Source organism: Chitinophaga pendula, assembly GCF_020386615.1.
GTDB classification, from domain to species: domain Bacteria; phylum Bacteroidota; class Bacteroidia; order Chitinophagales; family Chitinophagaceae; genus Chitinophaga; species Chitinophaga pendula.
In genome coordinates this window covers 6688967-6713411 of record NZ_CP077769.1, presented here as the reverse complement: position 1 = coordinate 6713411, position 24445 = coordinate 6688967, and the positions used below count along the sequence as shown (strand labels likewise).

The window sequence follows — 24445 nt, the reverse complement described above, 5'->3', positions numbered from 1 at the left end:
CAATACGTTTATACTTTATCTGCCAACAACGCCAGCTGTATCACAGTCAGGTAGATATAAGACCCGAACATCAGCTTTCTGGCTGCCGGCACATCACATTTTCTATACAGCATCACGGCCCGGTAAAGGAAAAATATACCTGCCAATATGCAAATGATAGCTGAGATCCATCCTGACAAATGCAGGAAGTAAGGAGCTACCCCTGCAGGAATAAGCAATAAGGTATACATTGCTGACTGCAGCGCCGTTATTCTGCTGGGTGCACCTGCCGATGGCAACAACCGGAATCCCGCATTGGCGTAATCCTTATGTGCAATCCAGGCTATTGCCCAAAAATGCGGAAACTGCCAGAGGAATTGTATTGCAAACAGTGACCACCCTCCTTCGCTCAGGTTGTTAGCACCTGCCGCCCATCCGATCAATGGCGGTAAAGCACCTGGAATAGCCCCCACCAGCACTGCCAGTGAATTCCATTTCTTCCAGGGTGTATACACAAATCCATAAATGAGCAGGGAGAACAAGCTCAACCCGGCACTTAACCAGTTGAAAGCCATTGCCATTATAAACACTCCACCAGTACCGGTAATAAGTGCTACAATGGATGCCTCAGTAAGAGAGAGTCTTCCTGATGGTAACGGCCTTACAGCGGTACGTGCCATCAGTTTATCCGTATCCCGTTCCAATATCTGGTTAATGGTATTGGCAGAACCAGATACCAACAATCCACCGGCAAATAATAAAAGAACTTTAATCAGGTCAAAACCTACTCCCGGCACCAATAAATAACCCACCACACTGGAAAAAACCACCATGAAGGTTAAATTAAACTTCATGAGCTGGAAATAATCCCTCGCCTTGCTGGCTACTGCATACGATGACGACAATTTTATGGAGTTTTCGCTGATCATTTTTTATACCGGTCAACCGGCTTTCGCCAATTGACCTATTTAAATTTCATACTTCACATTCTTTGCTCCATTCCGCCTTTGCGGAAGTCAAGCATTAGTGCTTGGACTCGTCAGGAGATACAGGTACCGTCTGAGGAATAAAGTCCTTACCGTCCTTACTGTAATCATAAGCCCAACGGTGTACTTCAGGAATCTCACCAGGCCAGTTACCGTGACCAGGATTGATCGGCGTAGTCCACTCGAGGGTAGTCGCATTCCAAGGGTTGGTAGTGGTAACCTTACGACCCTTCAGGATGCTATAGAAGAAGTTGAACACGAACAGCAGCTGTGCAGCAAACACCGCAATTACTACTATAGTGATGAACTGGTTCAGCGATGTAAATTGTTTGAAAGACTCCCAGTTGGAATAGTCGTAATACCTTCTGGGCATACCGGCCATACCTTCGTAGTGCATAGGCCAGAAGATCAGGTAAGCACCTGGCAGGGTAATCCAGAAGTGGATGTATGCCAATGTGTTATTCATATAACGACCGTACATTTTAGGGAACCAATGGTATACACCGGCAAACGTACCGAAGAACGCAGATACACCCATTACAATGTGGAAGTGCGCAATTACAAAGTAAGTATCGTGGAGGTGAATATCGATAGAAGAGTTACCCAACCAGATACCAGTCAGACCACCAGAGATGAAGGTGCTCACAAAACCGATAGAGAAAAGGGTAGCAGGTGTAAAGCGGATGTTACCTTTCCAGATAGTAGTTATCCAGTTGAACACCTTGATCGCCGATGGTACCGCGATCAACAAAGTCAGCAACACGAAGAAGGCTCCCAGGAAAGGATTCAAACCGGTTACGAACATATGGTGCGCCCATACCAGGAACGCCAGGATGGCGATGGCAAACATAGAACCCACCATCGCAAGGTAACCAAAGATAGGCTTACGGGAGTTAACCGCGAGCACCTCAGATACCATACCCATCGCAGGGAGGATGATGATATATACTTCAGGGTGACCCAGGAACCAGAACAAGTGCTGGTAAAGGATCGCGCTACCTCCTTCGTTAGACAGTGCTTTACCGGCAACGAACAGCTCAGACAGGTAGAAACTTGTACCCGCATGACGATCGAACAGCAACAGGATAAAACCTGACAGCAATACCGGGAAGGACAGTACACCGAGGATAGCAGTGAAGAAGAAGCCCCATATGGTCAGCGGCATCTTAGTCATGCTCATACCCTTCGTACGCATGTTAAGAATAGTAGAGATATAGTTCAGACCACCCAGCAACTGCGAAACAACGAACAGTGCCATACTGGCCAACCAAAGGTCCATACCAATTTTTGAACCGATAGATGCATCACCCAATGCACTCAGCGGAGGGTAGGAAGTCCAACCACCGGAAGCAGGCCCTGTCTGTACAAACAGAGAACACATCATCACAACACTGGCCATGAAGAAGAACCAATAGCTCAGCATGTTCATGAAGGGAGAAGCCATATCGCGGGCACCTACCTGTAAGGGAATCAACAGGTTAGAGAAAGTACCGCTCAGACCGGCAGTTAATACGAAGAATACCAGGATAGTACCGTGCATAGTTACCAGTGCATAGTACGCCTCCGGAGAGATGCGGCCACCTTTTGCCCAATGTCCGAGAATAGACTCAAGCCAAGGGAATGTGGCATCGGGATAACCCAGTTGCAAACGGAACAGTACAGAGAAGAAAGCACCAATGATAGCCCAGATAATACCTGTGGTCAGGAATTGCTTGGCAATCATTTTATGGTCCATGCTGAAAACATACTTCGAAATGAAGCTATCCTCATGGTGATGCTCATGGCCATCATGCCCGTTGCCATGATGATCATGCCCGTGCATTACCTCCTGTTGACTGTGCAATGTTGCTTCGTTACTCATAATCGGTTCTGTTTATTATAAACTACACCAGGGAAGTATAGTCGTTGTCTTTTTTCTTTTTAATTATTTTATTCCTACCGAGCTGATTGTCAGTAAATAACCCGCTTACTTTTACGCGCTGGCACACTTGTGGGCTATTTCCCGGACCTTAAGGGCTCACCTGAAGGTCCTTTGCGAATTTACGGCTTTAAATTGGCAGCTACCACTTTTTGAGCACTGTCAGCCGCGGGTGCTGCAGGAGCAGCAGGGGCCGGCGCAGCCGAAGTATTAGCCAGCTCAAACTGAGATTTCTGTTTAGCAGCCCACTCATCAAACTCAGCCTGTGTCTCTACTACAATGTTGGCTTTCATAGAGTAGTGACCGGAACCACACATCTGATCACAGGAGATCTCATATACAAAGTCCGGATTACCGGTCTTTTCTTTCATCTGTTTGGTAGTGAACTTAGGCGTAAACCAAAGCGTAGTAGGAATACCAGGCACAGCATCCATCTTCAAACGGAAGTGAGGCAGACCTACGTCATGAATCACATCTCTGGAACCGATGATCAGTTTTACCGGCTTACCTACTACCAGGTGCATCTCTGTAGCCATGAAATCATCTTTGTTCAGCGCGTCATTCCAATCCTGACCTACAGGGTTGGTAGCATCGTCAATATTCTTAAATACCTTACGACCCAGTTGACCGTCTTTACCAGGATAACGGATCAGCCAGTTAAACTGCTTACCGGTGATCTCAACTGCCATAGCATCCTGAGGAGCATCAGAAGTGATCTGGAACCAGTGCTTCAAACCAAAAGCTACCAGCACAGTCAGCACGATCGCTGGAATAACAGTCCAGATTACCTCCAGACGGTTATTATGCGGGAAGTAGAAAGCTTTACGGCCTTCTTTCTCCTGGTATTTGAAGGCAAACCAGAACAACAGTATCTGTGTAGCCACAAATACGATCCCGGTAATAACCAGCGTAATATGGATCAGGCTGTCAATCCCCTCACCATGATCAGATGCGGATTCGCCCAGAATCTTATCTTTTAATATCTCATTACAGTAGTATACACCAATCAGTCCCAATACCAGGAAAGCGATCATCAGAAACCCGTTGATCCGGTTGGACTGCTGACGAGACTTCTTTTCTCCTTTCAATATGGACACATACTCACTGGCCTTCGCAATCTGGAAGATGACTACGAATATGAGAACAACAACTAAGACTGCTAAAAATCCTGACATTGCTATTTGAAATAATTAAGTTATCTAATTGCTTTTCGTTGTTTGTTTCACTCGTCTACCTACTAGGTGTGGTGTACAATACTTTCTTTCAAATACGGATGGTTTTTCGGCGTCAGCGGCGCTTTCGTCAGCTGATTGGAAACGATCAGTATAATCAGACCCACAAATCCCAGGCCCAGACCCAGTTCGTACCAGGGGAAGTGCAACTCTTTCACCGTCGCAGGCATCACCATCTGGAAGAAATCCAGCCAGTGACCGAAGATGATCACACCAGCCATTACTGCAACAGTAGTATAGTTACGTTTTACATCGCGTTTCATCAGTATGAGCAGCGGTGTAACAAAGTTGATCAACAGGTTCAGGAAGAAAACCGGACGGAAAGGTCCCCATACACGTGGCTGGAAGTAAACAGTTTCCTCAGGAATGTTAGCATACCAGATCAGCATATACTGGGAGAACCACAGGTAAGTCCAGAATACGCTGAACGCAAACATGAATTTACCAAGGTCATGCAGGTGCTCCTCATTTACATAAGGCAGATAGCCTTTACCTTTCAGGTAGATCACGAACAATGCGATCAGGGAAAGACCCGATACCCAGGTGCTGGCAAATGTATACCAGCTGTACATAGTGGAGTACCAGTGCGCATCGATGCTCATCAACCAGATCCACGGAGTAGTAGAACCTACGCTCAGTGCAAATATTACAATGAAACCACCGCACCATACCGTATTTCTCCAGATCAGTTTTTTACCGGTCTCTCTGCTCAGATCCCAGCTATCTTCTTCGATAGACATCCTGCGGAGTCTGATCGTAAAGAATATCCAGAGACCAATAGTAATAGCAGTCGCTATAGTAAAGAAGCTCTTGTTCAGGAAAGGAGATTTGAAATTCAGTATCCGGTCATGTTTTACGTGCTCTGCATTCACCCAGTGGTAAATGTGCTCTTTTTCACCGAATACCAGGATCATCAGCACTAAGAAGGCAATCGCACCCAATACAGGTACCGCCATTGAGATGGCTTCAGGTACACGCCTGAAGGCGATCTGCCAGCCACCATGTGCCAGTGTGGTAGCTCCAATAAAGAAAGTACTGGCCAGTACCACCAAAAGGAAGAAAGTACTGTTCTGTAACAGGCCAGCCCAGAAACGTGTAGCGCCATGCTCACCGTGAAGCGCAAATAATCCGATCAATAAAGTCAGCAAGCCAATGCCCATTAACACGAAGCTGGTCGTTTTTAATCTTGCCGGTACTACAAATTGGTCTTTCATTACTGTATATTAAAATACTTGTTTGAAATTCTTTTTTTAACGTTCTATTTCTTCGCTGCCGCGCTATCCGCTGCAGGTGCTGCTTCCTTCGCAGGAGCAGATCCACCTGGCTGCATGCTCTTAATATATGCGGCAATCTTCCAACGCTGCTCGATATCCAGCTGGCTCGCATAGCTACCCATCACATTAAAACCATAAGTCATTACGTGAAAGAGGCGGCCTTCAGAATAGCTGGCCTTAGGTCCACTCACCAGGTTAGCTGGCGCTGCCGGATAAGGACCATCTCCTCCTTTATACAACGGACCATTACCATCCAATGCCGTACCATGGCAAATACCGCAGTAAATGTTAAACAGGCGCTTTCCTTCTTCCAGATCATTTTTAGTGATCACAAGCGGGTTCTTCACCAGATTAGCAGCCGCAGTATCCTGCGCTTTCAGGTGGTAAGGCAACGCATGCCCCCTTCTTACAGTCCCCTCCACCGGCTTCAGTCCAGACAGACGAGGATTGTAAAACTCATACGCACGGGATTCATACATATCTGGCATGTAAATTTTGCCGGGCTTTCTGGGATCCTTATTGCAGGCCGCGAGGAAAGCTCCGCTTGCCACTGCAACTGCAATCAATATGTTGGAAGTCCTTTTCATCTGTTTATTATTCTTCTTATTTATGCATCCCGGCTACCGGGAGAACCGGCATTACCCTGGTTCTTGTTATTGCTGTTCTTTGTTTACTAAGCGTTTAAAGGTGCTACCGGTTTGTTGAACACCATATCATCACGATCAAAACGTCCTAACCACCAACCGGTCTCCGCAGTCTGCTCATGTACATCCTTCGCACCAGCAGCTGTCAGAAAGTTCTTCAACTCCTCTACATTCGTCTTCTCCGTCAGCTCTATCGCCATCACAAACTTATCATCCGTCTGACGGGGATTGAAAATATGCTTCTTTACAAATGGTGCCAGCTGACACAGATAACAGAAAGTCAACACCATACCCACCGCAGAAAATAATACCGTCAACTCAAAAGTGATCGGAATAAATGCAGGCAGCGGTAAATGTGGCTTACCACCAATATTCAAAGGCCAATCTGTCGTAAATATCCAGCTCATGCAGGATAATGCTGTAGTGGTACCGGTGATACCATAGATAAAACCAGCCGTGTGCAGACTAGTCTCTCTCAGGCCCAACGCATGGTCCAAACCATGTACCGGAAAAGGTGTATACACATCGTGGATCTTGTACCCTGCTGTCCGCACTTTCTTCACAGCCGGAAACAGCACCGCCTCATCCTCAAAGTTGCCTACAACAAATTTTTTAACAGCCATATATTTTAAAGTTCAAATGCTTATTAACAAATTCCTGATTCCTTTTTACCCTTTATGATTAGTGAGCGTGCGCTACATCGTGTGCAAACTTCTCAGCGCTCTCTTCCTCATACTTCACCATCTCATTCTTGTAGTTCTCACCAGAAGTCTTCAATACATGCTTGATCTCCGCAACAGCGATTACAGGGAAGTATTTCGCAAACAGGAAATAGCAAGTAAAGAACAGCCCAAATGTACCTAAGTAGAAACCAACCTCCGGCCAGGATGGAGTATAATAGCTCCAGCTAGAAGGAATATAATCACGATACAGAGAGGTACAGATGATCACAAAACGCTCAAACCACATACCGATGTTCACAATGATAGACATCACAAATGTTACCATCACATTACGTCTCATCTTGGTAAACCAGAACACCTGCGGAGAAATCACGTTACAGGTCATCATGATCCAGTAAGACCATCCCAGCGGACCAGCAGCACGGAACTTGTAGAACGTGTCAAACTCATAAGGCACCGCAGAGTACCAAGCCATAAACAACTCCGTCAGATAAGCACAACCTACTATAGAACCAGTCAGAACGATTACTTTGTTCATCGCTTCCATGTGACCTATAGTGATGTAATCTTCCAGGTTCAGTATTTTACGGGTAATGATCAACAGTGTTTGTACCATCGCAAATCCGGAGAAGATCGCACCCGCCACAAAGTAAGGAGGGAAGATGGTAGTATGCCAACCCGGAATTACAGAGGTGGCAAAGTCAAAAGATACAATCGTGTGTACAGACAGTACCAGCGGAGTAGACAGACCTGCCAGTACCAGAGACAGCGCCTCGTGACGTTGCCAGTGCTTGGTAGAACCCGTCCAACCAAAAGATGCTATACCATATAATAACTTACGCAGTTTCGTTTTTGCCCTGTCACGGATAGTCGCAAAGTCAGGCAGCAAACCAGAATACCAGAACAACAGAGACACCGTAAAGTAAGTAGAGATCGCAAATACGTCCCACAACAGCGGAGAGTTGAAGTTCACCCACACAGGACCACGGGTGTTAGGATAAGGCAGAATGAAAAAAGCCATCCATACACGACCCATGTGAATGATCGGGAACTGACCCGCACACATTACCGCAAAGATCGTCATCGCCTCAGCCGCACGGTTCACACCCGTACGCCATCCCTGACGGAACAGCAACAGGATCGCAGAAATCAGCGTACCCGCGTGACCAATACCTACCCACCATACGAAGTTGGTAATATCCCAACCCCATCCAATCGTCTTGTTCAGATTCCATACACCCACACCGAAATAGATCTGCCAGAACACGGAAAACGCGCCAAAACCTAACAACGTCAGGGAGATGAAAAAGCCTACATACCACAGTTTACCAGGCTTTGCTTCAATAGGACGGATAATATCTTCCGTTACCTGGTGGTAATCCTTCACGCCGTCTACTAAAGGTTCTCTCAGTGTGGATTCGTACTTTAAATGCATAGTTATTTAAGCTTTTATCCCCTAAGGGAGCTTTATTGATCTAAACCTAAAACTTTTCTCTGTTTCTAATCTTTTATCAGATTGCCTTTACACTTACGGATCACCGCAAGATTAATGATGGGCTTCTGCTGCTTTATGTTCAGCCTCCTGATGACCATGACCTTCCGCTTTCGGCGCCGCATCCTTGTTACGGATCTTTGCCAGGTAGCTAATAGAAGGCAGTACGTGCAGGTGCTCCAACACATAGTACATACGATCAGCCTGCTCCTCATTGCGAACTTTGTAGATCGCACTGTCTTTATCATTCACGTTTCCGAATACGATCGCATCAGCAGCACATGCCATTTGACAAGCAGTACGCGCTTCTCCATCTTTCATCGGACGGCCCGCTTTCTTAGCAGTCAGTTTAGCATCCTGCAGACGCTGCACACAGAAAGAACATTTCTCCATCACACCACGGCTACGAACCACTACATCCGGGTTCAGTACCATACGGGTCAAGTTATCGTTCATATCAGCCACATCGTACAGGTTGTCCTCAAAACTATCAGCACCATTCCAGTCTCTCCAGTTCAGACGACGTACTTTGTAAGGACAGTTGTTAGCGCAATATCGGGTACCAATACAACGGTTATACGCCATCTGGTTAATACCTTCAGAGCTGTGGTTGGTTGCACCCACCGGACATACGTTCTCACAAGGAGCGTTATCACAGTGCTGACACAACATCGGCTGGAACACTACTTCCGGATTGTCCACATCACCGCTGAAATAACGGTCAATACGGATCCAATGCATCTCGTGACCAGTGATCACCTCCTGCTTACCTACTACAGATACGTTGTTCTCAGCCTGACAAGCAATCGTACAGGCACCACAACCAAAGCAGGTGTTCAGGTCGATAGACATACCCCATTTGATACCTGGGTAAGCAAAGTCAGGATACAGCGTAGCGTCCTTACGGAAGTTATCACCGTAGATCTTGAACTCCTCACGGTCTTCGTTTACCTCTTTAGGGTTCTTGATGAACTCTTCCAGGGTAGTTTCTTTTACGATCGGACGGCCTTCGTAGCTGTTATGGGTCTGCGTCAGACCGAGTGCATATTTGGCACCAGTAGCCTCAGCAGTAGCATCTACCGCAAAATAGTCGAACGTCTGACCGTTGAAGCTTACAAAAGGATAAGCATTCTTACCGATCTCACCGGCAGCCTTACCTGCATTCTTGCTACGGCCATAACCTACAGCGATAGCAATCACATCAGGATGCATACCAGGCACTATCAGCAAAGGCAGTTCAACTTCCTTGCCGTTAGCTTTTATCTTTAATACTTTCTTCTCAGGTGTGATCTCGTAGTTATCGCCCAGCTCAGTACTGAAAGTTTTAGCCAGTTTCGCGGAAACACAAGCGTAGTTATCCCAGGTAGTACGGGTGATAGGATCCGGCATCTCCTGCAACCAGGGGTTGTTAGCTAGCTTACCATTACCGATACCGATCTTCTCATACAGTACCAACTCCAGATTACCACCTTTTTTAGCACTGTTGATCTTAGCAGCAGCACCGGCAATATCACCGCTGAAAGCAGCACCACCCAGGGCAGCACCGGCAGCCGGCTCGATAATACCATCCTGCAGCGCTTTATCCCACAGGGATTGATCCCCCAGTTTGGTTACCCACTCATTTTTCAGGAAATCTACCCAGGTAGTAGTATTACCACTCCAGGCCAGCAGGCTATCCTCAAAAGCACGTGTTTTGAACAACGGTGCAATAGTAGGCTGCGTAAAGCTGAAATAACCAGTGCGGCCTTCCGCATCACCCCAGTTCTCCAGGAAGTGATGATCAGGAGCACCATATTTACAAAGCACAGAAGTTTCATCCTGGTGGTCGTTGAAGGAAACAGCCAGTTTCACTTTCTTCAGACCTTCCTCAAACTTCTTGGCGTCAAAATAATCATAGGCAGGATTCACACCGTGAATGAACAGCGCGCCTACATTACCGGCGTTCATATCATTCACCAACTGAGCCATTTCGCTGTCAATACCCTGACGGTAGTTGGCCGTAACCGCCCAGTCAATCGTAGTGCCGTTAGCTCCAGCCAGGTTGTTGATCGCATTTACGATGAGCTGTACATTCACATCGTTGGAACCACTCACTACCAGCGATTTGCCGTTATTAGCCTTAATAGCTTTGGCCGCTTTCTGAATACCTTCCGCCAGGCGTTTGTCTGCGATAGCAGGAGCTGTTACAGCACCACCCAGAGCACTCAACAATGCCAGCGCTACAGCACCGGTTTCAGATGGCTTGTGTGTGAAACGCTCGTCAGCATTCGCACCTGTAAGAGACATCAGGCTCTCGAAGTGGAAGTGTTTGCTCATTTCCGGCTTCTTCGCATTGATCTTACGGTTAGCTCCGTACTGACGGCTATGCTCTGCAGGGTTCAACCAGGTACCCAGAAAATCAGCACCCAGGCTCACCACCACTTTAGCATTCTCAAAATGGTAGGAGGGGAGTGCACGCTTACCATAGGAAGCCTCATTCGCCAGCAACATACCAGAATAAGAAACAGTATCATAAGTGACATGGCGGGAGTTCGGGAACTTCGCCAGGAAACCAGCAATCACCTTCTTGGTAGAAGGACTCAATATAGTAGAAGTAAGGAGCACGGCAGGACCTCCAAGGCCAGCCAGCGCTGCACCTACTTGTTTGTCCAGCTCTGTCCAGGTAGTCTCCGTTCCGCCAATAGTCGGGAAACGTAAACGGGAAGCATCGTACAGGCTCAATACAGCACCTTGTACTTTAGCGGTAGTAGCGCCTCCCGTTACAGAAGACATCTCGTTACCTTCAATCTTGATCGGACGTCCCTCGCGGGTCTTTACCACAACAGGTACAAACTCACCATCTACCGCATAAGTAGAAGCGTAATAGTTAGGTACACCCGGCGTAATATCCTCCGGCTTGTTAACGTAAGGAATAGCTTTCTTCACTGGCAGCTCACAGCTGGCAGCAATAGTAGCCGCGGCTGTAGTGAACCCCAGGTACTTCAGGAAGTCCCTGCGCGGGGTTGTAGCATTCAACAGGCTATCACTCTCTACAAAAGGCAAATCCTCATTAAATTCATGCTTCACATTCTCCTGATGAGATTTGGTATTGTGCAACTCCTCCAAGCCTTTCCAATACTTTTTTTGCTCCATGTTATTTATTACGAGTTACGTGATTGAAATTTTGATTTACCGGTCTTCAGATATGCCCAGCTTCCTAACCTGGTAATCGGTCCGAACTCCTCGATCTAACCTTACTTCCCAGCCCCCGGAATCGCCGCATCTCAATAGACCCGGTCGATATATATTAGTAGTGACATTTTTGACATTCAGTACCGCCCACCATCTCAACAGTTACACTGTCAATCTTCTTATCCTTGATATCCTGGTGCAGCTTCTCGAATATGCTGTAGTAGTTGTTGTCAGCAAACTGAACCTTAGTAGTACGATGACAGTTCACGCACCATCCCATAGACAGATCAGCAAACTGATGTACCTCATCCATATTCTGGATCTCACCGTGACAAGTCTGACACTGTACTTTACCGGCTACTACGTGTTGAGAGTGATTGAAGTAAACGTGGTCAGGCAGGTTGTGGATCTTGGTCCACTCAATAGGCTTGCCGGGTTTGCTGTATTTACCGGCTTCAGGGTCCCAGCCTACGTAATCATAAAGTTTGTGTATCTCAGCAGTCCCGTTCACTTTTTTACCTTCTGCAGTAAATAGCTCAGGACCAGTATATTCCGTGATCGCCTTGTGACAGTTCATACATACATTCTCCGCAGGAATCATCGCATGTTTGCTCTTCTCCGCACCAGAGTGACAATACTGACAGTTGATCTGGTTAACACCTGCATGCACTTTGTGAGAATAGAAGATCGGCTGCTCAGGCATATAATCCTTCTGACGACCTAAACCAATCGCTCCGTTGATCGTATAGTAACCACCCACAATGAACAGGATCATCACCACCAGCGCGATATAAGCCTTGTTCTTGTAGAAAGGCACCGGCTCAGATACCGCCTGGCCATCCTTATCAGCAGCCAGCTTGTTCAGGTTACTGTTGATCTGCATCAGGATCAGCGCTACCACAGCAAGTATCAATGTAATGATACCAAACACCAGGCTATTATCACTGGACTCCTGCGCACCAGCAGCTCCCTCAGCACCTGGAGTGCCTTTAGTCCCACCGGGCTCTTTAGCACCTTCAGCCTGAATAAACGCCAGGATGTTGTCTACATCCTCATCCGTAAAAGATGGGAAAGACGGCATCACCTGCTTGTTGTACTCATTGAAGAGCGCAACAGCATAAGCATCACCAGACTTAACGACAGAAGTGGAGTTGTGGATCCATTGGTGTAACAATTTCTTGTCAGACCATCTTTCCTCAACGCCCTTCAATGCAGGACCAGTAAGCTTTTTATGTACATTATGGCAAGATGCGCAATTCTGTTGGAACAATGCCTTACCCTTTCCCGGATCTGCCGCACTAGCGGTTGAAAACGAAAGTACTAGACCCGCGCATAGGACAAGAACACTCACAAAATGCTTGCGCAAACGAATGGAAACACGACGATACACAGCCTATATAGTTTAGATTTGACCTTAAGTTTCTTAAAAGTGCCAGCAAAAATAAGACAGAATGTTGACAATTTATCAACAATTAAAAAAATATTTATGGCCTTTCCTGACCAGTTTAACTGCCTTTTAGCCCGCTTCTATGGCGGATTATAACGTAATAACATTAATCAAAACATGACATTTATCATGTTTTGCAGATACCTTCTTAAAAGAACCCATATAACGTTTATTATTATATATATTACCGGGGCAGCAACCATACCCCCGTCCCGAAAAGTGACATTTATCGCCTTGAATCATAGCTCCTTAGTAACCATTTGACCCGCTCTTACACCTTAGCATATTATTTGTATTAACCTCCTACCGGTAAATAATGTTCGATTTAATCGTTTAAAAAGACAATTATGACCTCCCGGATAGCAATTTTTACCGTCCTCCTGGCCACCACCGTCGCCTGTAACAACCACACTTCTACCAACAATGACCATAATATAATGACCACCGTCCCCGCCAGCCCCCCATCCGTCCCCGCCGGCGCCTATCAGGGCACCATCCCCTGCGCCGACTGTCCGGGCATCATCTACCAGCTCACCTTCCTCGATAACAACCAGTTCCAGGACCTCACCCTCTACCAGGAACGAAATAACAACAAAGCCTTTACCGATGTCGGCAGCTGGAAATTGCTCAACGACTCCATTATTATATTAGAACGCAAACAACCCCAACAACTCCTCTTTAAAGAGAATCGCCTGTTTTTCCTCGATCAGACCGGCAATCGTAAAGGAGGCTCCCTCAACGATAATTATATATTACGCCCCGTAGAAGGAGCCAACGCATCCATCCGCAAAGACAAAGCCGCCAAAGGCATCTCCTTCACCGCTGGTGGCAACGAACCCAACTGGTCCATCGACCTCCGCAAAGGCAATAAGATCACCTTTCACACCAGCCAGCTCGACTCCCTCGAAATACCCATCCCCCCAGCCCGCCCCAATACCGACTCCCTCAAAGTATACACCGCCTCCACCAAAGCAGGCAACTTCAAACTCTCTATCAGAGACCAGGCCTGCCTCGACGATATGAGCGGTTTCATGCGCCCCATCGCCGTCGAATTACAACTGGGCGACAAAACCTATCACGGCTGTGGCGAGTATATCAAGTAAGCCACCCCGCATCTGTATTTTTTTTTACTTTTGCGGTCGGAACATCCACTAACTGCATCATCTTGAAAAATATTGCCATTTTCGCCTCCGGCACCGGAAGCAATGCTCAAAAGATCATCGATCATTTCAACAACTCTCAGAAGGCCAAAGTATCCCTCATCGTCTGCAACAAACCTGGCGCCGGGATACTCCAGATAGCAGAACGGGAAAATATCCCCTCCCTGCTCATCGAAAAAGAGACCTTCTTCCGTTCAGATATATATGTTAAACAACTACAGGACGCCCGGATCGACCTGATCGTATTAGCAGGCTTCCTCTGGAAAGTACCCGCCAACCTCGTCGCCGCATTTCCGAAACGTATCATTAATATACATCCCGCCCTCCTTCCCAAATTCGGTGGCAAAGGCATGTACGGCCAGTTTGTACACACCGCCGTTATCGAAGCAGGCGAAACAGAAAGCGGCATCACCATCCACTACGTCAACGAAAAATACGACGATGGCGCCCCCATCCTGCAGGAACGCTGCCCCGTATTACCAAATGATACCCCGCAGTCACTCGCACAACGGGTACTCGCCCTCGAACACACCTGGTATCCGGTAATTGTGGAACGATTATTGTCCTGATCCTGTCTGATGAATAGACCTCAGAACTACTGTGCAGCATGCCGATAATACCCGGAAGCATACATAACCTTACAGCATAATCCTAGCGCGCTACAACTGTATGAAAAAAATACTGCCCGTCTTACTCCTGGTACTTTTGTATACAATCGGGGCAAAAGCCCAGGACGACAAATCCCCCTCCCGCAGAAATACCTACATCAAGGTAAATCCGACCACCCTCATCAACGAACTCGATATCCTGATCGAACAGGAAATCAGTAACACCATGAGCATCGAACTGGGCGTTGCAGGTATCTACACAGATTATCCTGACTACGTACTGTCAAAAAAGATAGATATCGGACAAAAAAAACCAGATATCAGTACCGAACAGTTCGTAGAAGGCAGGGGACTGGGCTTCCGCGCAGGCCTCCGCTGGTACCTCATCCCCGGCAGCGCAGGCAATCGCGCTCGGGGTGCATACTTCCAACCTACCTTACTGTATAAAAAAGTCTTCTACCCCAATGAAGAAGTAACCATCAACAGCACCAAATACACCGAGTCCGCCAGCAAAAACGTATTCGGCCTCCAACTGCTGCTGGGCCGCCAATTCAGTAAAGACAGGATCATCTTCGATCCGTACATCGGCGCAGGTGCCCGCGTAAAAGTCTACCGGTACTCCAACTATAACGCAATAGAAAATGGCGGCATAGAACATAATGACGGCCGCCTCGTCAGCATACTGCCCAGCCTCCAGCTAGGTATCAAACTGGGCTTGAGACCCCGCTAATATACCCATAAAAATGCCCACCGGACGATACCGGCAGGCAGTGCCCATATGGCATTTCACTTTTAAAACCAACTAAATTAGCTTGACGGAAATCGCTACAGGCAAATGCCCGGCGCTGTATCACAATACCCGGCAGGAATGCCAGCATCTTCATCCTACTTTACCTTGTAATGTTCCATTAGCGCGCAATACAGCCACCGACATTCGCATCATATTATAATAGTGTCCACCGCACACCCAGGAATCCACGGATACCCTGGTTCGGCGCATACACATAACTAGTCTCAAACTTCATCCCGTAAGGATTGTAATAAAGCCCCGCATTAGGGTCCGTAACAGGAATAATATTACCGTCCGCCCCCTTCTGCACATACTTGTCAAATGGATCGAATGGCCGGGAAATTGCATCCTTACGTGGCCCGAAATTCAATAGGTTCTTTACCCCGCCATATACCTCCCAGTTATGGGCAAACTTCTTCGTAAATTGGATATTCTGTATGCTCCACACCGGCGACATGTCCGGCCTCGGATCCAATGGCCCCAACACTGGCAACCGCATCGGTCCATATATATTACCGGTATAGTCAATAGACAAACCCCACCGGCCTATCGTATAAGACACCGCCCAGGTACCCGTCACTCGCTCCGTCAGCATCGGACGCTCCCGTTTACGCTCCCCTTTATCCTCCTTCACCTGGTACACATCCATCAATGTTACGCCCGCCAGCACCTTCAACGGAAAAGGAAACACCAGGTCCGCATTCAGACTAACCCCCTTCGATACCGCATACCCGTTCAGGTTAGCATACCGTATCTGCTGGATATTCGTCTCATAATCAGGAATGATCTTATTACTGAATCGGGTGTAAAAAGTAGCAGCATCCAATCCCAGATAAGTATTCCCCAGATACAACTTCTTCACATAATTCAGGTTCAAATTCCAACTCTTCTCCGGCTTCAACGCACCTTCTATCACCACATCCCGCGCCCCTGTCAGCGCCGCATGATCCTCCGTGAAAATAGAAACCACCCGATAACCAGTACCGAAATTCAATCGCAACGTATTCTCATCGTCCGGCGCCCACTTATATGCCATTCGCGGCGTCAGGATATTCCCGTGTATAGAATTATAATCATAGCGCATCCCCAATAATAACGTATGATGCTTATGCAATGAGATTTCGTCCTGCACAAATACACCGGGCAGGTAAGTATGCTTCAGCTGCTGCCCCGTCTCATTCCCGGGCTTGTCCGCCGTAGCCGCCGTATTATCCTGGTAATAAGTATAACGGAATGGGATACCCGCCAGCAGGTTATGATTCTTTAACTGCTTATCCCAGGTCAGCTGCGCAAAAGCAATTTTCTGGTTCGCCAGAAAAAACCGGTCCCCGTAAGCCGAATTCTGATCATGAATATTCAAAGAGTACTGCAGCATGATCTTCTCCCGCAATGGCAACTGATAACTACCAATTACCTCCAGCCGGTTCGTATAAATGCTCTCCCCGTAAATACTGTCCGTACCCCGCCAACGCTTGCTCCATCCCATCTGACCTCCCCAGCGGTCCTCATAGAAGTAACGGGCCGCTAATGTAGCCACCCGGTTATGCTTACGGGCAAAATTCCATTTGCTGAACAACGATATCCGGTGCTGCTGCGTCACATCTGTAAAACCATCCCCGTTATGGTCCGTCGGGTTTTGATAGTTAAAATAATTCACCCCCAACAATCCCTTCGCCTTCCCCGCACGCAACCGTACCCCCAGGTCAGCATTCACCTCCTTCCAGGTAGTGCTGAACACATCCGCCGTAAACGTAGGCGCCGTCGCCGGATCCTTGGTAATCACATTGATCAGCCCCGCTACCGCCTCCGAACCATACAACGTAGAAGCCGGCCCCTTTACAATCTCTATCCTGTCCACCAAGCTGTTAGGAATACCCGATAAGCCATACACCGTCGACAGCGCACTCACGATCGGCATACCGTCGATCATCACCATCGTATACGGCCCCTCCAATCCGTTAATATGGATGTCACCGGTATTGCACACGTTACAATTCAACTGCGGCCGCACACCGTTCACATGCTGCAACGCATCGAAAATACTGGGAGTAGGATTTTTCTTAAAAAACAACGGCGTATATACTTCCACCGGCACCGGGCTGGCCATCTTGGATACCGGCCGTAATGTTCCCGTCACCACCACCTCATTCAAACTGGAAGAACTGGACTGTACAGATATAGCCAGCTCCGTCAGATCATCTCCCTTCACCACCACCGTCTTCGAATACTTCGCGTAGCCAATGGCACTCACCTGCAACATATGCCTCCCTGCTGGTATCTCCTTTAACACCAACTGCCCGTCATCACCCGTACGGCCCCCGACCTTCAGGTCGCTGATCCCTACGCTGGCAAAAGGTACCGGTTTACCATCGGACAGCACAGTGATCCTGAGCTGCCCGCCTGGTACCGACTGGGCTTTCAAATTAAAGACAGGAAGCAATGATATAAACAACAGAACTTGTAAATATTTAACCATTTTGAATATTTCATTTTAACAAAAGTATAATCAATAATGAAACTATTCTAAATAAATATTTAGTCTAGCCTAAATATTGGGTGTAAGTAAGCACGTCAGGGCAGGTAACGTACGCTCCATTTCCCACACCTTTCAGCAAAACATTCCTATATCATTCCTGTATCATTCCTATAGCATTCGTATAGTCATTGTATAAGCTAGGCATATAGTTGCATATACAATGCTTATACAACGCTTATACAACCTATATGCAACAAGTATGCAACCATATGGCCATCAACACTTTACATTTCCGGGAAGGGGTCCTGGAAGTATTGACCTGATTTCCAATGGTTTACCTCTTCCGCCGTGCAGATACAGGCATCCAGATTCCGGGTCATATCCAGCACGTCCAATCGCTGCCCTATAATAACCAGCTCATTATAACGGTCGGCAAACTGTGGGTCCCAACGCAACGACAGCCGGTCCCGGTCAGCATCTTCCATCTGCCAGCGCTCACGGGGTATCGCACACCACCAAGCGCCGGCCCGATCCGCACGCAACGAACCTCCCGCCTGGCTCCAGCTCACCGCCACATCAGGACGCGATGCCAGCCAGAACAATCCCTTACTCCGGATCACATTGGCCGGCCATCCCTCATTGAGATAACGCCAGAACCGCTCCGGATGAAAAGGCGCCCTGTGCCGGTACACAAAAGAAGAAATGCCATACTCCTCCGTCTCCGGCACATGCTCCTTCTCCAACTCCGCTATCCACCCCGCACTTTGAGAAGTACGCTCAAAATCAAAAAGACCCGTGTTCAATATCTCCTCCAAAGGCACCACCCCATTCACCGATGTCAGTATCCGCGCATCCGCATTCAGCTTACGCAATACCGCCTTCAACAGCTGCACCTTCCCCTCGCTCACCAGGTCGCACTTATTAAGTATGATCACATTCGCAAACTCCACCTGCTCCGTCAATAGGTTCACCAACGTACGCTGATCTGCCTCATCGTCCGTAAGCCCCCGCTCTTCCAACAACTCATTGCTATTGAAATCACGGATGAAATTGAAAGCATCCACTACCGTCACCAACGTATCCAGCCGGCTCATCCGGCTCAGATCAATCCCCGCCGCATCGTCCTGGTAACAAAAAGTCTGCGCCACCGGCAATGGCTCCGATATCCCCGTCGACTCGATCAGCAGGTAGTCAAACCTGTCCTGTTCCGCCAACACCGCTACCTCTCGCAACAGATCCTCCCGCAACGTACAACAGATACAACCGTTACTCATCTCCACCAGGCGCTCCTCCGTATGATGCAGCTCATGCTGCTGCTTTACCAGCTGCGCATCAATGTTCACCTCACTCATGTCATTGACAATAACAGCTACCCGCATATCAGCCCGGTTATGCAATACATGGTGGAGCAGCGTCGTCTTACCTGCGCCTAAAAAACCGCTTAATACGGTTACCGGAAGTTTCTTCATATTCAACAGTATTATTTAGTTATAACCTACACGCTTCAATGACTGCAACGCCTGCACTCCCGCAGGTTCTTCATATGAGCCGCAATGATCAACACCGCCCCGGTAAGAATCACTAACAACCCCCATAAATGTCCATGCAGTAAATGCCCCGCCAGCAAACAGATAAAACCCGATAAGAACATCCCCCCCGGCAACAACCGCTGATGATGCCGGTAATATCCCCTGTACATCGATACAAAACCTAACAGGAAAGACCCCGCCAGCAAACACCACTCGATCGACTCATTCTCAAATAATTCCAGTCCTAATAAGGGCAAAAAAGTCATCAATAACGGCAATAACGCACAGTGTACCGCACATACAAACGACGCCCCTATACCCAATGCATCCAGACTAAACTTTCTTAAAACATTTCCAAACATGACCTCCGTTTTTGTTCCGCCAACAAAGCTATGTCATTTATGCAACATCGTTGCAAATTATTTAAAGAAAAGATGATCACATTATAATACCAATGCTTTCCTTTGCATGGAATCAGTATTAGCAAAACCATGTCATTGAAGTCTTTACCTTGGCCTGTTATCCCAATGGTCTGCTTTTTCTCTTTATGTTTGCTCACCCGCTGCAACACACCACTGCCAGCGGATTATCAGCTGATATGGCTGGAAAGACCCCTCGACCAATACGGCAAAGACTCCGGAAAGATCGATACCCTCCGCATCGAATATTACCGGCAAAAAAAACTGAACAAACGCATTTTCTTCAACCAGGAACCCTATCAGAAATACACCACCTTACACGATAGCGCCGAACGCATCGTCACCTCCTTCCTCGAACGGCCCGATGCACCCACCCTGGAAATACATCAGCAATTCGACCGCTTCGGTAACTACCTGAGCAAAGACTTCGGCTTCAATGATGTCCGCTTTAAACACATCATGCAAAGCAAACTAGGCCCCGATAGCCTGGCCCTGCAAACCCGGTTCTTCAAACAACCGGCTAATACCCTCGAAACCATAGAGTCCTATATCTATGACGAGAATAAACACATCACCTCTATTACCAGCTACAGTATCAATGCCGCAGGTGATACCACCTTCGTATCCTATGTAGATAAAGTGTACAACCCACATGGACTCCTGATAAAAGAACAAAACAGCGCAGGCGCAGACGCCCCACATACCTGGACCATCTGGGACTATGACGACAAAGACCGGCTCATGAAATACCAACGATTCTCAAAAGAAAGAATGGAAGAAGAAATATCATTCGCCTACAAAGGAGAACGAAAAATCAGCGGCACCCGTACACTACCCCTACGAAATAAAAAATATACCCTCTCTTTTATCTATAACTAAAGCCCACCGCACCTCTAATCAGACATGACAGTCCTTTTTTGTATATTTTAACAAATGCAACTAGGTTGCATAATGTAGAATTGACTTACTTTTGAAGCAGCGAAAAATAATCGAGTATGCTTCAGACAACCGCCCTTTCATATGCACATACACACGATGGCCATACTTTAAGATTTCCACCATTCACATGTGCAGCAGGAGAGGTGCTGCTTATCACAGGTCCTTCCGGGGTAGGTAAGACCACCTTGCTGCATCTGCTGGCAGGTCTGCTGCTACCCGATACCGGCAAAATACATATCGCACAAACGGTGATCAATCACTTGTCTGCTCGACACCTCGACCAGTTCAGAGCACAACATACCAGCATTATCCACCAGCAACCTCACTTCATCGCCGCACTTTCCGTAGCCGACAACCTGCAATTGCCGGCCACCTTCACCCGGCAGACAACCACCGTCCGGCATCTGCAGGAACTTTGCCACCGCCTGGGCATCCACCACCTGCTGGAAAGATACCCTGCCGAACTTAGCCAGGGAGAACGCCAGAGAGCAGCTATCGCAAGAGCCGTACTCCATAGCCCGGCCGTCATACTTGCCGACGAACCCACCGCCAGTCTCGATGATAATAACTGCGAACACGTAGCCCGTCTCCTCCGCCAACAGGCCATACAACGGCAGACCGCCATGATCATCGTCACACACGACAACCGGCTCAAACAATTATTCTCTCATCAACTGGCACTATCATGATAGGAAAGATCGCGTTGAGCAACTTACGATACAGACCCCTGCCCGCCATCAGCAGCTGGTTACTCATCAGTTGTAGCACCGGTATGCTGGCATTACTCCTGCTCTTACAACAACAGACCGGCAAACAACTGGAAGAAAACGCGGCTGGCGTCGATATGGTACTGGGCGCAAAAGGTAGCCCGCTACAGCTAGTACTCTCTGCCGTATACCAGGCCGATGCCCCCACCGGTAATATATCACTGGACAGCGCCAGCAAGTGGATGCACCATCCCTTTGTGAAAACAGCGATCCCGCTCGCCATGGGCGACAATTATAAAGGCTTCCGCATAGTAGGATCCAATACACAATATATCCGGCACTTTGATGGTCAGCTCCAGTCAGGCCGGCTCTTTGCAAAGCCTATGGAAGCCGTGATAGGCAGCAATGTCGCACAACGGACCCACCTGCATCCTGACGATCATTTTGCCGGCTCCCATGGGCTGGCAGGCGAAGGGGAGGAACACACCGAACATCCCTACCAGGTTACCGGCGTACTACAGCCAACAGGTACCCTCCTCGATCAACTGATCATCACATCCATCAGCAGCGTATGGCACATACATGCTGCCCACGACCATCACCATGCACACAAAGAAGAAACAGCTGACGTCCCCGCTTCCGACGATCGGCAGATCACCGCTGTGCTGCTGCAATACAATACTCCGCTAGCTCAACTGCAACTACCCAGGATCATCAACAGCCAAACAGCGATGCAAGCCGCTGTACCGGCTATAGAAATCAATCGGCTGCTGTCGCTTATGGGTATCGGCATAGATACCCTTCGCCTCTTTGCCTGGCTGCTGATGGGCCTGGGTGCCTGTAGCCTTTTCCTCCTGTTATTTCAGTCCATACAACAGCGCCGCTATGAACTGGCCTTGTTACGCAGCATGGGGGCCAGCCCCGTAGCCCTGCTACAACTGGTGCTGACGGAAGCATCCCTGCTGGCAGTCGCCGGCATCCTCTCCGGATATCTGCTCAGCCGGCTTGCACTGCTGGCCCTGCAGCCGGTACTGCAACACAAATGGCATTACGAAACCAGTCTGCTATGGCAGCCAGCCAGCCAGGAATTGATACTGGCCCTCGCAGCCTGGCTCATATGTTTGCTGGCAGCTGTCATCCCCGGCATGATGGCCTTCCGGCTGAATATCTCTAAAACACTATCTCATGCGTAAATGGCAATACTGCCTGTGCTGGATCGGCGCATTCCTCCTGGTCTCCTGCAGCGATATCTCCCAGTTCTGTAAACATACCGGTATCGGCAACAGCTATCTCCTTCAATACCAGCAACTGCTGTCCCGGCACACCGCCCAACCTTCGCCCGCAGCAACGGCTGAAGACAGGTCCGTCTCTATAACTGCAACAGATCCCCCCCGCCGCATCCGCTGGAACCAGCTGAAAGACGTCGTCTTCAACCGCGTATGGGACGAAAAGCTGGACATGCCCATGCTTTACCCCCAGTTCAGCCGCAATATCAAAGCCCTCAATGGCCTCTATATCATCATATCCGGCTATGTCATCCCCCTGGATGTAAAAGGAGGGGTCTACGTCCTGTCTGCCAATCCCAACAGTTCCTGTTTCTTCTGCGGCGGCGCTGGCCCCGAATCCGTCATGACCCTCAAATTGAAAAAGGGACAACCCAGGTTCGAAACAGATGATTACCTGTCATTCCAGGGCACATTGAGACTAAATGAAAAGAACATATACGAACTTTACTATAATCTCGATCGCGCAGAAGCAGTAGGAGAGTAGCATAATCAACTGATAAACAGTTAATAAAATTCAATCATTATCTTTATACGGGACTAATCAATAGTAAATAACATCCATATGACGCCCCTCATTTAATTCTGTGCTACCTTTGCAGATAGATTCAAACAAGGGGCATTATGTCTAAAAAGGCTATATTTTACATCGGTTTTTTTTCCCTCCTGAGCATTGCATTTTTAAGTTATGCCGGCTATGTGATATTGGGTGAAACAGGTAGTTTTTTCGGAAAGGAGCGGCTACCGATATTAGGTACGCCAGGTCATACCATACAAGGGTTCTCATTTACCAACCAGGATGGCAAGAGCGTTACCAACAATGATGTGAAAGGCAAATTTTACGTGGCAGAGTATTTCTTTACCACCTGCACCGGCATCTGTCCAAAGATGAATGCCAACATGCAGAAAGTGTATGCCAAATACAAAGATCAGCCGGATTTCCTGATCCTCTCGCATACCGTTGATCCGGATCATGATAGCGTATCCGTGCTGAAAGCACATGCAGAAAAGCTCGGAGCAAACACCAAAAACTGGTGGTTCCTGACCGGTACTAAGAGAGAACTGTATAAACTGGCCAGGGAAAGTTATATGGTAGATGATGGCGTGTATACCGGTGACGAAGACTTTGTGCACACCCAGTGGTTTGCGCTGGTCGACAAACAAGGTCGTGTCCGCGGACTGTATGAAGGTACCAAACAGCAGGACATCGATAAGCTGATCCTAGACATAGACCGCCTGATAAACGAATAAAAGAAATTAAGGTTATCATGGGCAAGAAAAATAACAGAGAACAGATCGAAGAAATACTCAAAGCAAGTAAACTGAGTATTACAGATACCAGGGTCAGGATACTGGAGCTATTTATGCAAAGTGATGGCGCCCTGGAACATGGAGACTTTGATAAACTGACCGGTAAAGCTTTTGACCGCGTCACCATTTATCGCACCTTACAGACTTACCTGGACAAAGGCATCATCCATAAGATACCTACTACGGATACCTCCGTAAGATACGCACTTTGCAAATCGGAATGCTCCGAACATGATCACCATGATCACCATGTTCACTTCAAATGCGAAGAATGTGGTAATACCATGTGCCTGGAAGAAACAGACATCCCGCCTATTCATTTACCTAAAGGATATGCGGCACACAATGTAGAAGTAGTGGTAAGTGGTGTCTGCAAACAATGTAAATAATACTGATG

The 24445-nt window shown here is 47.9% G+C and carries 21 protein-coding genes; 9 read left to right on the top strand and 12 right to left on the bottom strand.

Going from position 1 to position 24445, the window contains the following annotated elements:
* Window positions 1-8 precede the first annotated feature (8 nt).
* The 9 genes from cyoE to KTO58_RS25155 all read right to left on the bottom strand — a co-directional run bounded on the left by cyoE (window position 9) and on the right by KTO58_RS25155 (window position 12730).
* A complete protein-coding gene (gene cyoE / locus KTO58_RS25195) occupies window positions 9-908 on the bottom strand; it encodes a heme o synthase (protein ID WP_095836751.1) in 900 nt (299 codons plus the stop codon).
* A 94-nt stretch (window positions 909-1002) separates the two neighbouring features.
* A complete protein-coding gene (locus KTO58_RS25190) occupies window positions 1003-2826 on the bottom strand; it encodes a cytochrome c oxidase subunit I (RefSeq protein WP_095836752.1) in 1824 nt (607 codons plus the stop codon).
* Window positions 2827-3005: 179 nt separating this feature from the next.
* Window positions 3006-4058, bottom strand: a complete 1053-nt coding sequence (locus KTO58_RS25185) for a cytochrome c oxidase subunit II (protein ID WP_095836753.1) — start codon at window positions 4056-4058, stop codon at window positions 3006-3008.
* Window positions 4059-4120: 62 nt separating this feature from the next.
* Window positions 4121-5329 (bottom strand): quinol:cytochrome C oxidoreductase, encoded by a 1209-nt coding sequence (locus tag KTO58_RS25180; protein ID WP_095836754.1) that lies wholly within the window; start codon window positions 5327-5329, stop codon window positions 4121-4123.
* Window positions 5330-5373: 44 nt separating this feature from the next.
* Window positions 5374-5868, bottom strand: coding sequence for a c-type cytochrome (locus KTO58_RS25175; RefSeq protein WP_225859911.1), 495 nt, complete (start codon window positions 5866-5868; stop codon window positions 5374-5376).
* 194 nt (window positions 5869-6062) lie between these two features.
* A complete protein-coding gene (locus tag KTO58_RS25170; RefSeq protein WP_095836756.1) occupies window positions 6063-6656 on the bottom strand; it encodes a DUF3341 domain-containing protein in 594 nt (197 codons plus the stop codon).
* Window positions 6657-6714: 58 nt separating this feature from the next.
* Window positions 6715-8151 (bottom strand): NrfD/PsrC family molybdoenzyme membrane anchor subunit, encoded by a 1437-nt coding sequence (gene nrfD / locus KTO58_RS25165; protein WP_095836757.1) that lies wholly within the window; start codon window positions 8149-8151, stop codon window positions 6715-6717.
* Between the two features lie 111 nt (window positions 8152-8262).
* Window positions 8263-11340, bottom strand: a complete 3078-nt coding sequence (locus tag KTO58_RS25160) for a TAT-variant-translocated molybdopterin oxidoreductase (RefSeq protein WP_095836758.1) — start codon at window positions 11338-11340, stop codon at window positions 8263-8265.
* Window positions 11341-11494: 154 nt separating this feature from the next.
* A complete protein-coding gene (locus tag KTO58_RS25155) occupies window positions 11495-12730 on the bottom strand; it encodes a c-type cytochrome (protein ID WP_095836759.1) in 1236 nt (411 codons plus the stop codon).
* 443 nt (window positions 12731-13173) lie between these two features.
* Here KTO58_RS25155 and KTO58_RS25150 point away from each other — a divergent pair, with 443 nt between their 5' ends.
* From KTO58_RS25150 to KTO58_RS25140, 3 genes are all read left to right on the top strand, one after another.
* Window positions 13174-13929, top strand: a complete 756-nt coding sequence (locus KTO58_RS25150; protein ID WP_095836760.1) for a copper resistance protein NlpE N-terminal domain-containing protein — start codon at window positions 13174-13176, stop codon at window positions 13927-13929.
* Window positions 13930-13991: 62 nt separating this feature from the next.
* Complete coding sequence (purN, locus tag KTO58_RS25145) at window positions 13992-14555, top strand: phosphoribosylglycinamide formyltransferase (protein ID WP_095836761.1); 564 nt, start codon at window positions 13992-13994, stop codon at window positions 14553-14555.
* Window positions 14556-14655: 100 nt separating this feature from the next.
* On the top strand, window positions 14656-15324 hold the full coding sequence (locus tag KTO58_RS25140; protein WP_095836762.1) for a hypothetical protein: 669 nt from the start codon (window positions 14656-14658) through the stop codon (window positions 15322-15324).
* A gap of 214 nt (window positions 15325-15538) precedes the next feature.
* On the opposite strand, the gene KTO58_RS25135 is transcribed toward KTO58_RS25140, so the two are convergent.
* From KTO58_RS25135 to KTO58_RS25125, 3 genes are all read right to left on the bottom strand, one after another.
* Window positions 15539-17806 (bottom strand): TonB-dependent receptor, encoded by a 2268-nt coding sequence (locus tag KTO58_RS25135; RefSeq protein ID WP_225859910.1) that lies wholly within the window; start codon window positions 17804-17806, stop codon window positions 15539-15541.
* 338 nt (window positions 17807-18144) lie between these two features.
* Window positions 18145-19329 (bottom strand): GTP-binding protein, encoded by a 1185-nt coding sequence (locus KTO58_RS25130; RefSeq protein ID WP_095836764.1) that lies wholly within the window; start codon window positions 19327-19329, stop codon window positions 18145-18147.
* Window positions 19330-19364: 35 nt separating this feature from the next.
* Window positions 19365-19751 carry a MerC domain-containing protein gene (locus tag KTO58_RS25125; RefSeq protein ID WP_095836765.1) on the bottom strand — a complete coding sequence of 129 codons (387 nt, stop codon included), beginning with the start codon at window positions 19749-19751 and terminating at the stop codon, window positions 19365-19367.
* A 135-nt stretch (window positions 19752-19886) separates the two neighbouring features.
* Between KTO58_RS25125 and KTO58_RS25120 the strand changes: the two genes are divergently transcribed.
* The 6 genes from KTO58_RS25120 to KTO58_RS25095 all read left to right on the top strand — a co-directional run bounded on the left by KTO58_RS25120 (window position 19887) and on the right by KTO58_RS25095 (window position 24437).
* Entirely contained in the window at window positions 19887-20687 is an 801-nt protein-coding gene (locus tag KTO58_RS25120; RefSeq protein WP_157752748.1) for a hypothetical protein, read from the top strand.
* A 116-nt stretch (window positions 20688-20803) separates the two neighbouring features.
* Window positions 20804-21436, top strand: coding sequence for an ABC transporter ATP-binding protein (locus KTO58_RS25115; protein ID WP_095836767.1), 633 nt, complete (start codon window positions 20804-20806; stop codon window positions 21434-21436).
* Window positions 21433-22647 carry an ABC transporter permease gene (locus tag KTO58_RS25110; protein WP_095836768.1) on the top strand — a complete coding sequence of 405 codons (1215 nt, stop codon included), beginning with the start codon at window positions 21433-21435 and terminating at the stop codon, window positions 22645-22647. The genes KTO58_RS25115 and KTO58_RS25110 overlap by 4 nt, the downstream gene beginning before the upstream one ends.
* Window positions 22640-23224 (top strand): DUF3299 domain-containing protein, encoded by a 585-nt coding sequence (locus KTO58_RS25105; protein WP_095836769.1) that lies wholly within the window; start codon window positions 22640-22642, stop codon window positions 23222-23224. Before KTO58_RS25110 ends, KTO58_RS25105 begins: the two co-directional genes overlap by 8 nt.
* A 137-nt stretch (window positions 23225-23361) precedes the next feature.
* Complete coding sequence (locus KTO58_RS25100; protein ID WP_095836770.1) at window positions 23362-23988, top strand: SCO family protein; 627 nt, start codon at window positions 23362-23364, stop codon at window positions 23986-23988.
* 17 nt (window positions 23989-24005) lie between these two features.
* Window positions 24006-24437, top strand: coding sequence for a Fur family transcriptional regulator (locus KTO58_RS25095; RefSeq protein WP_095836771.1), 432 nt, complete (start codon window positions 24006-24008; stop codon window positions 24435-24437).
* Window positions 24438-24445: the final 8 nt, after the last annotated feature.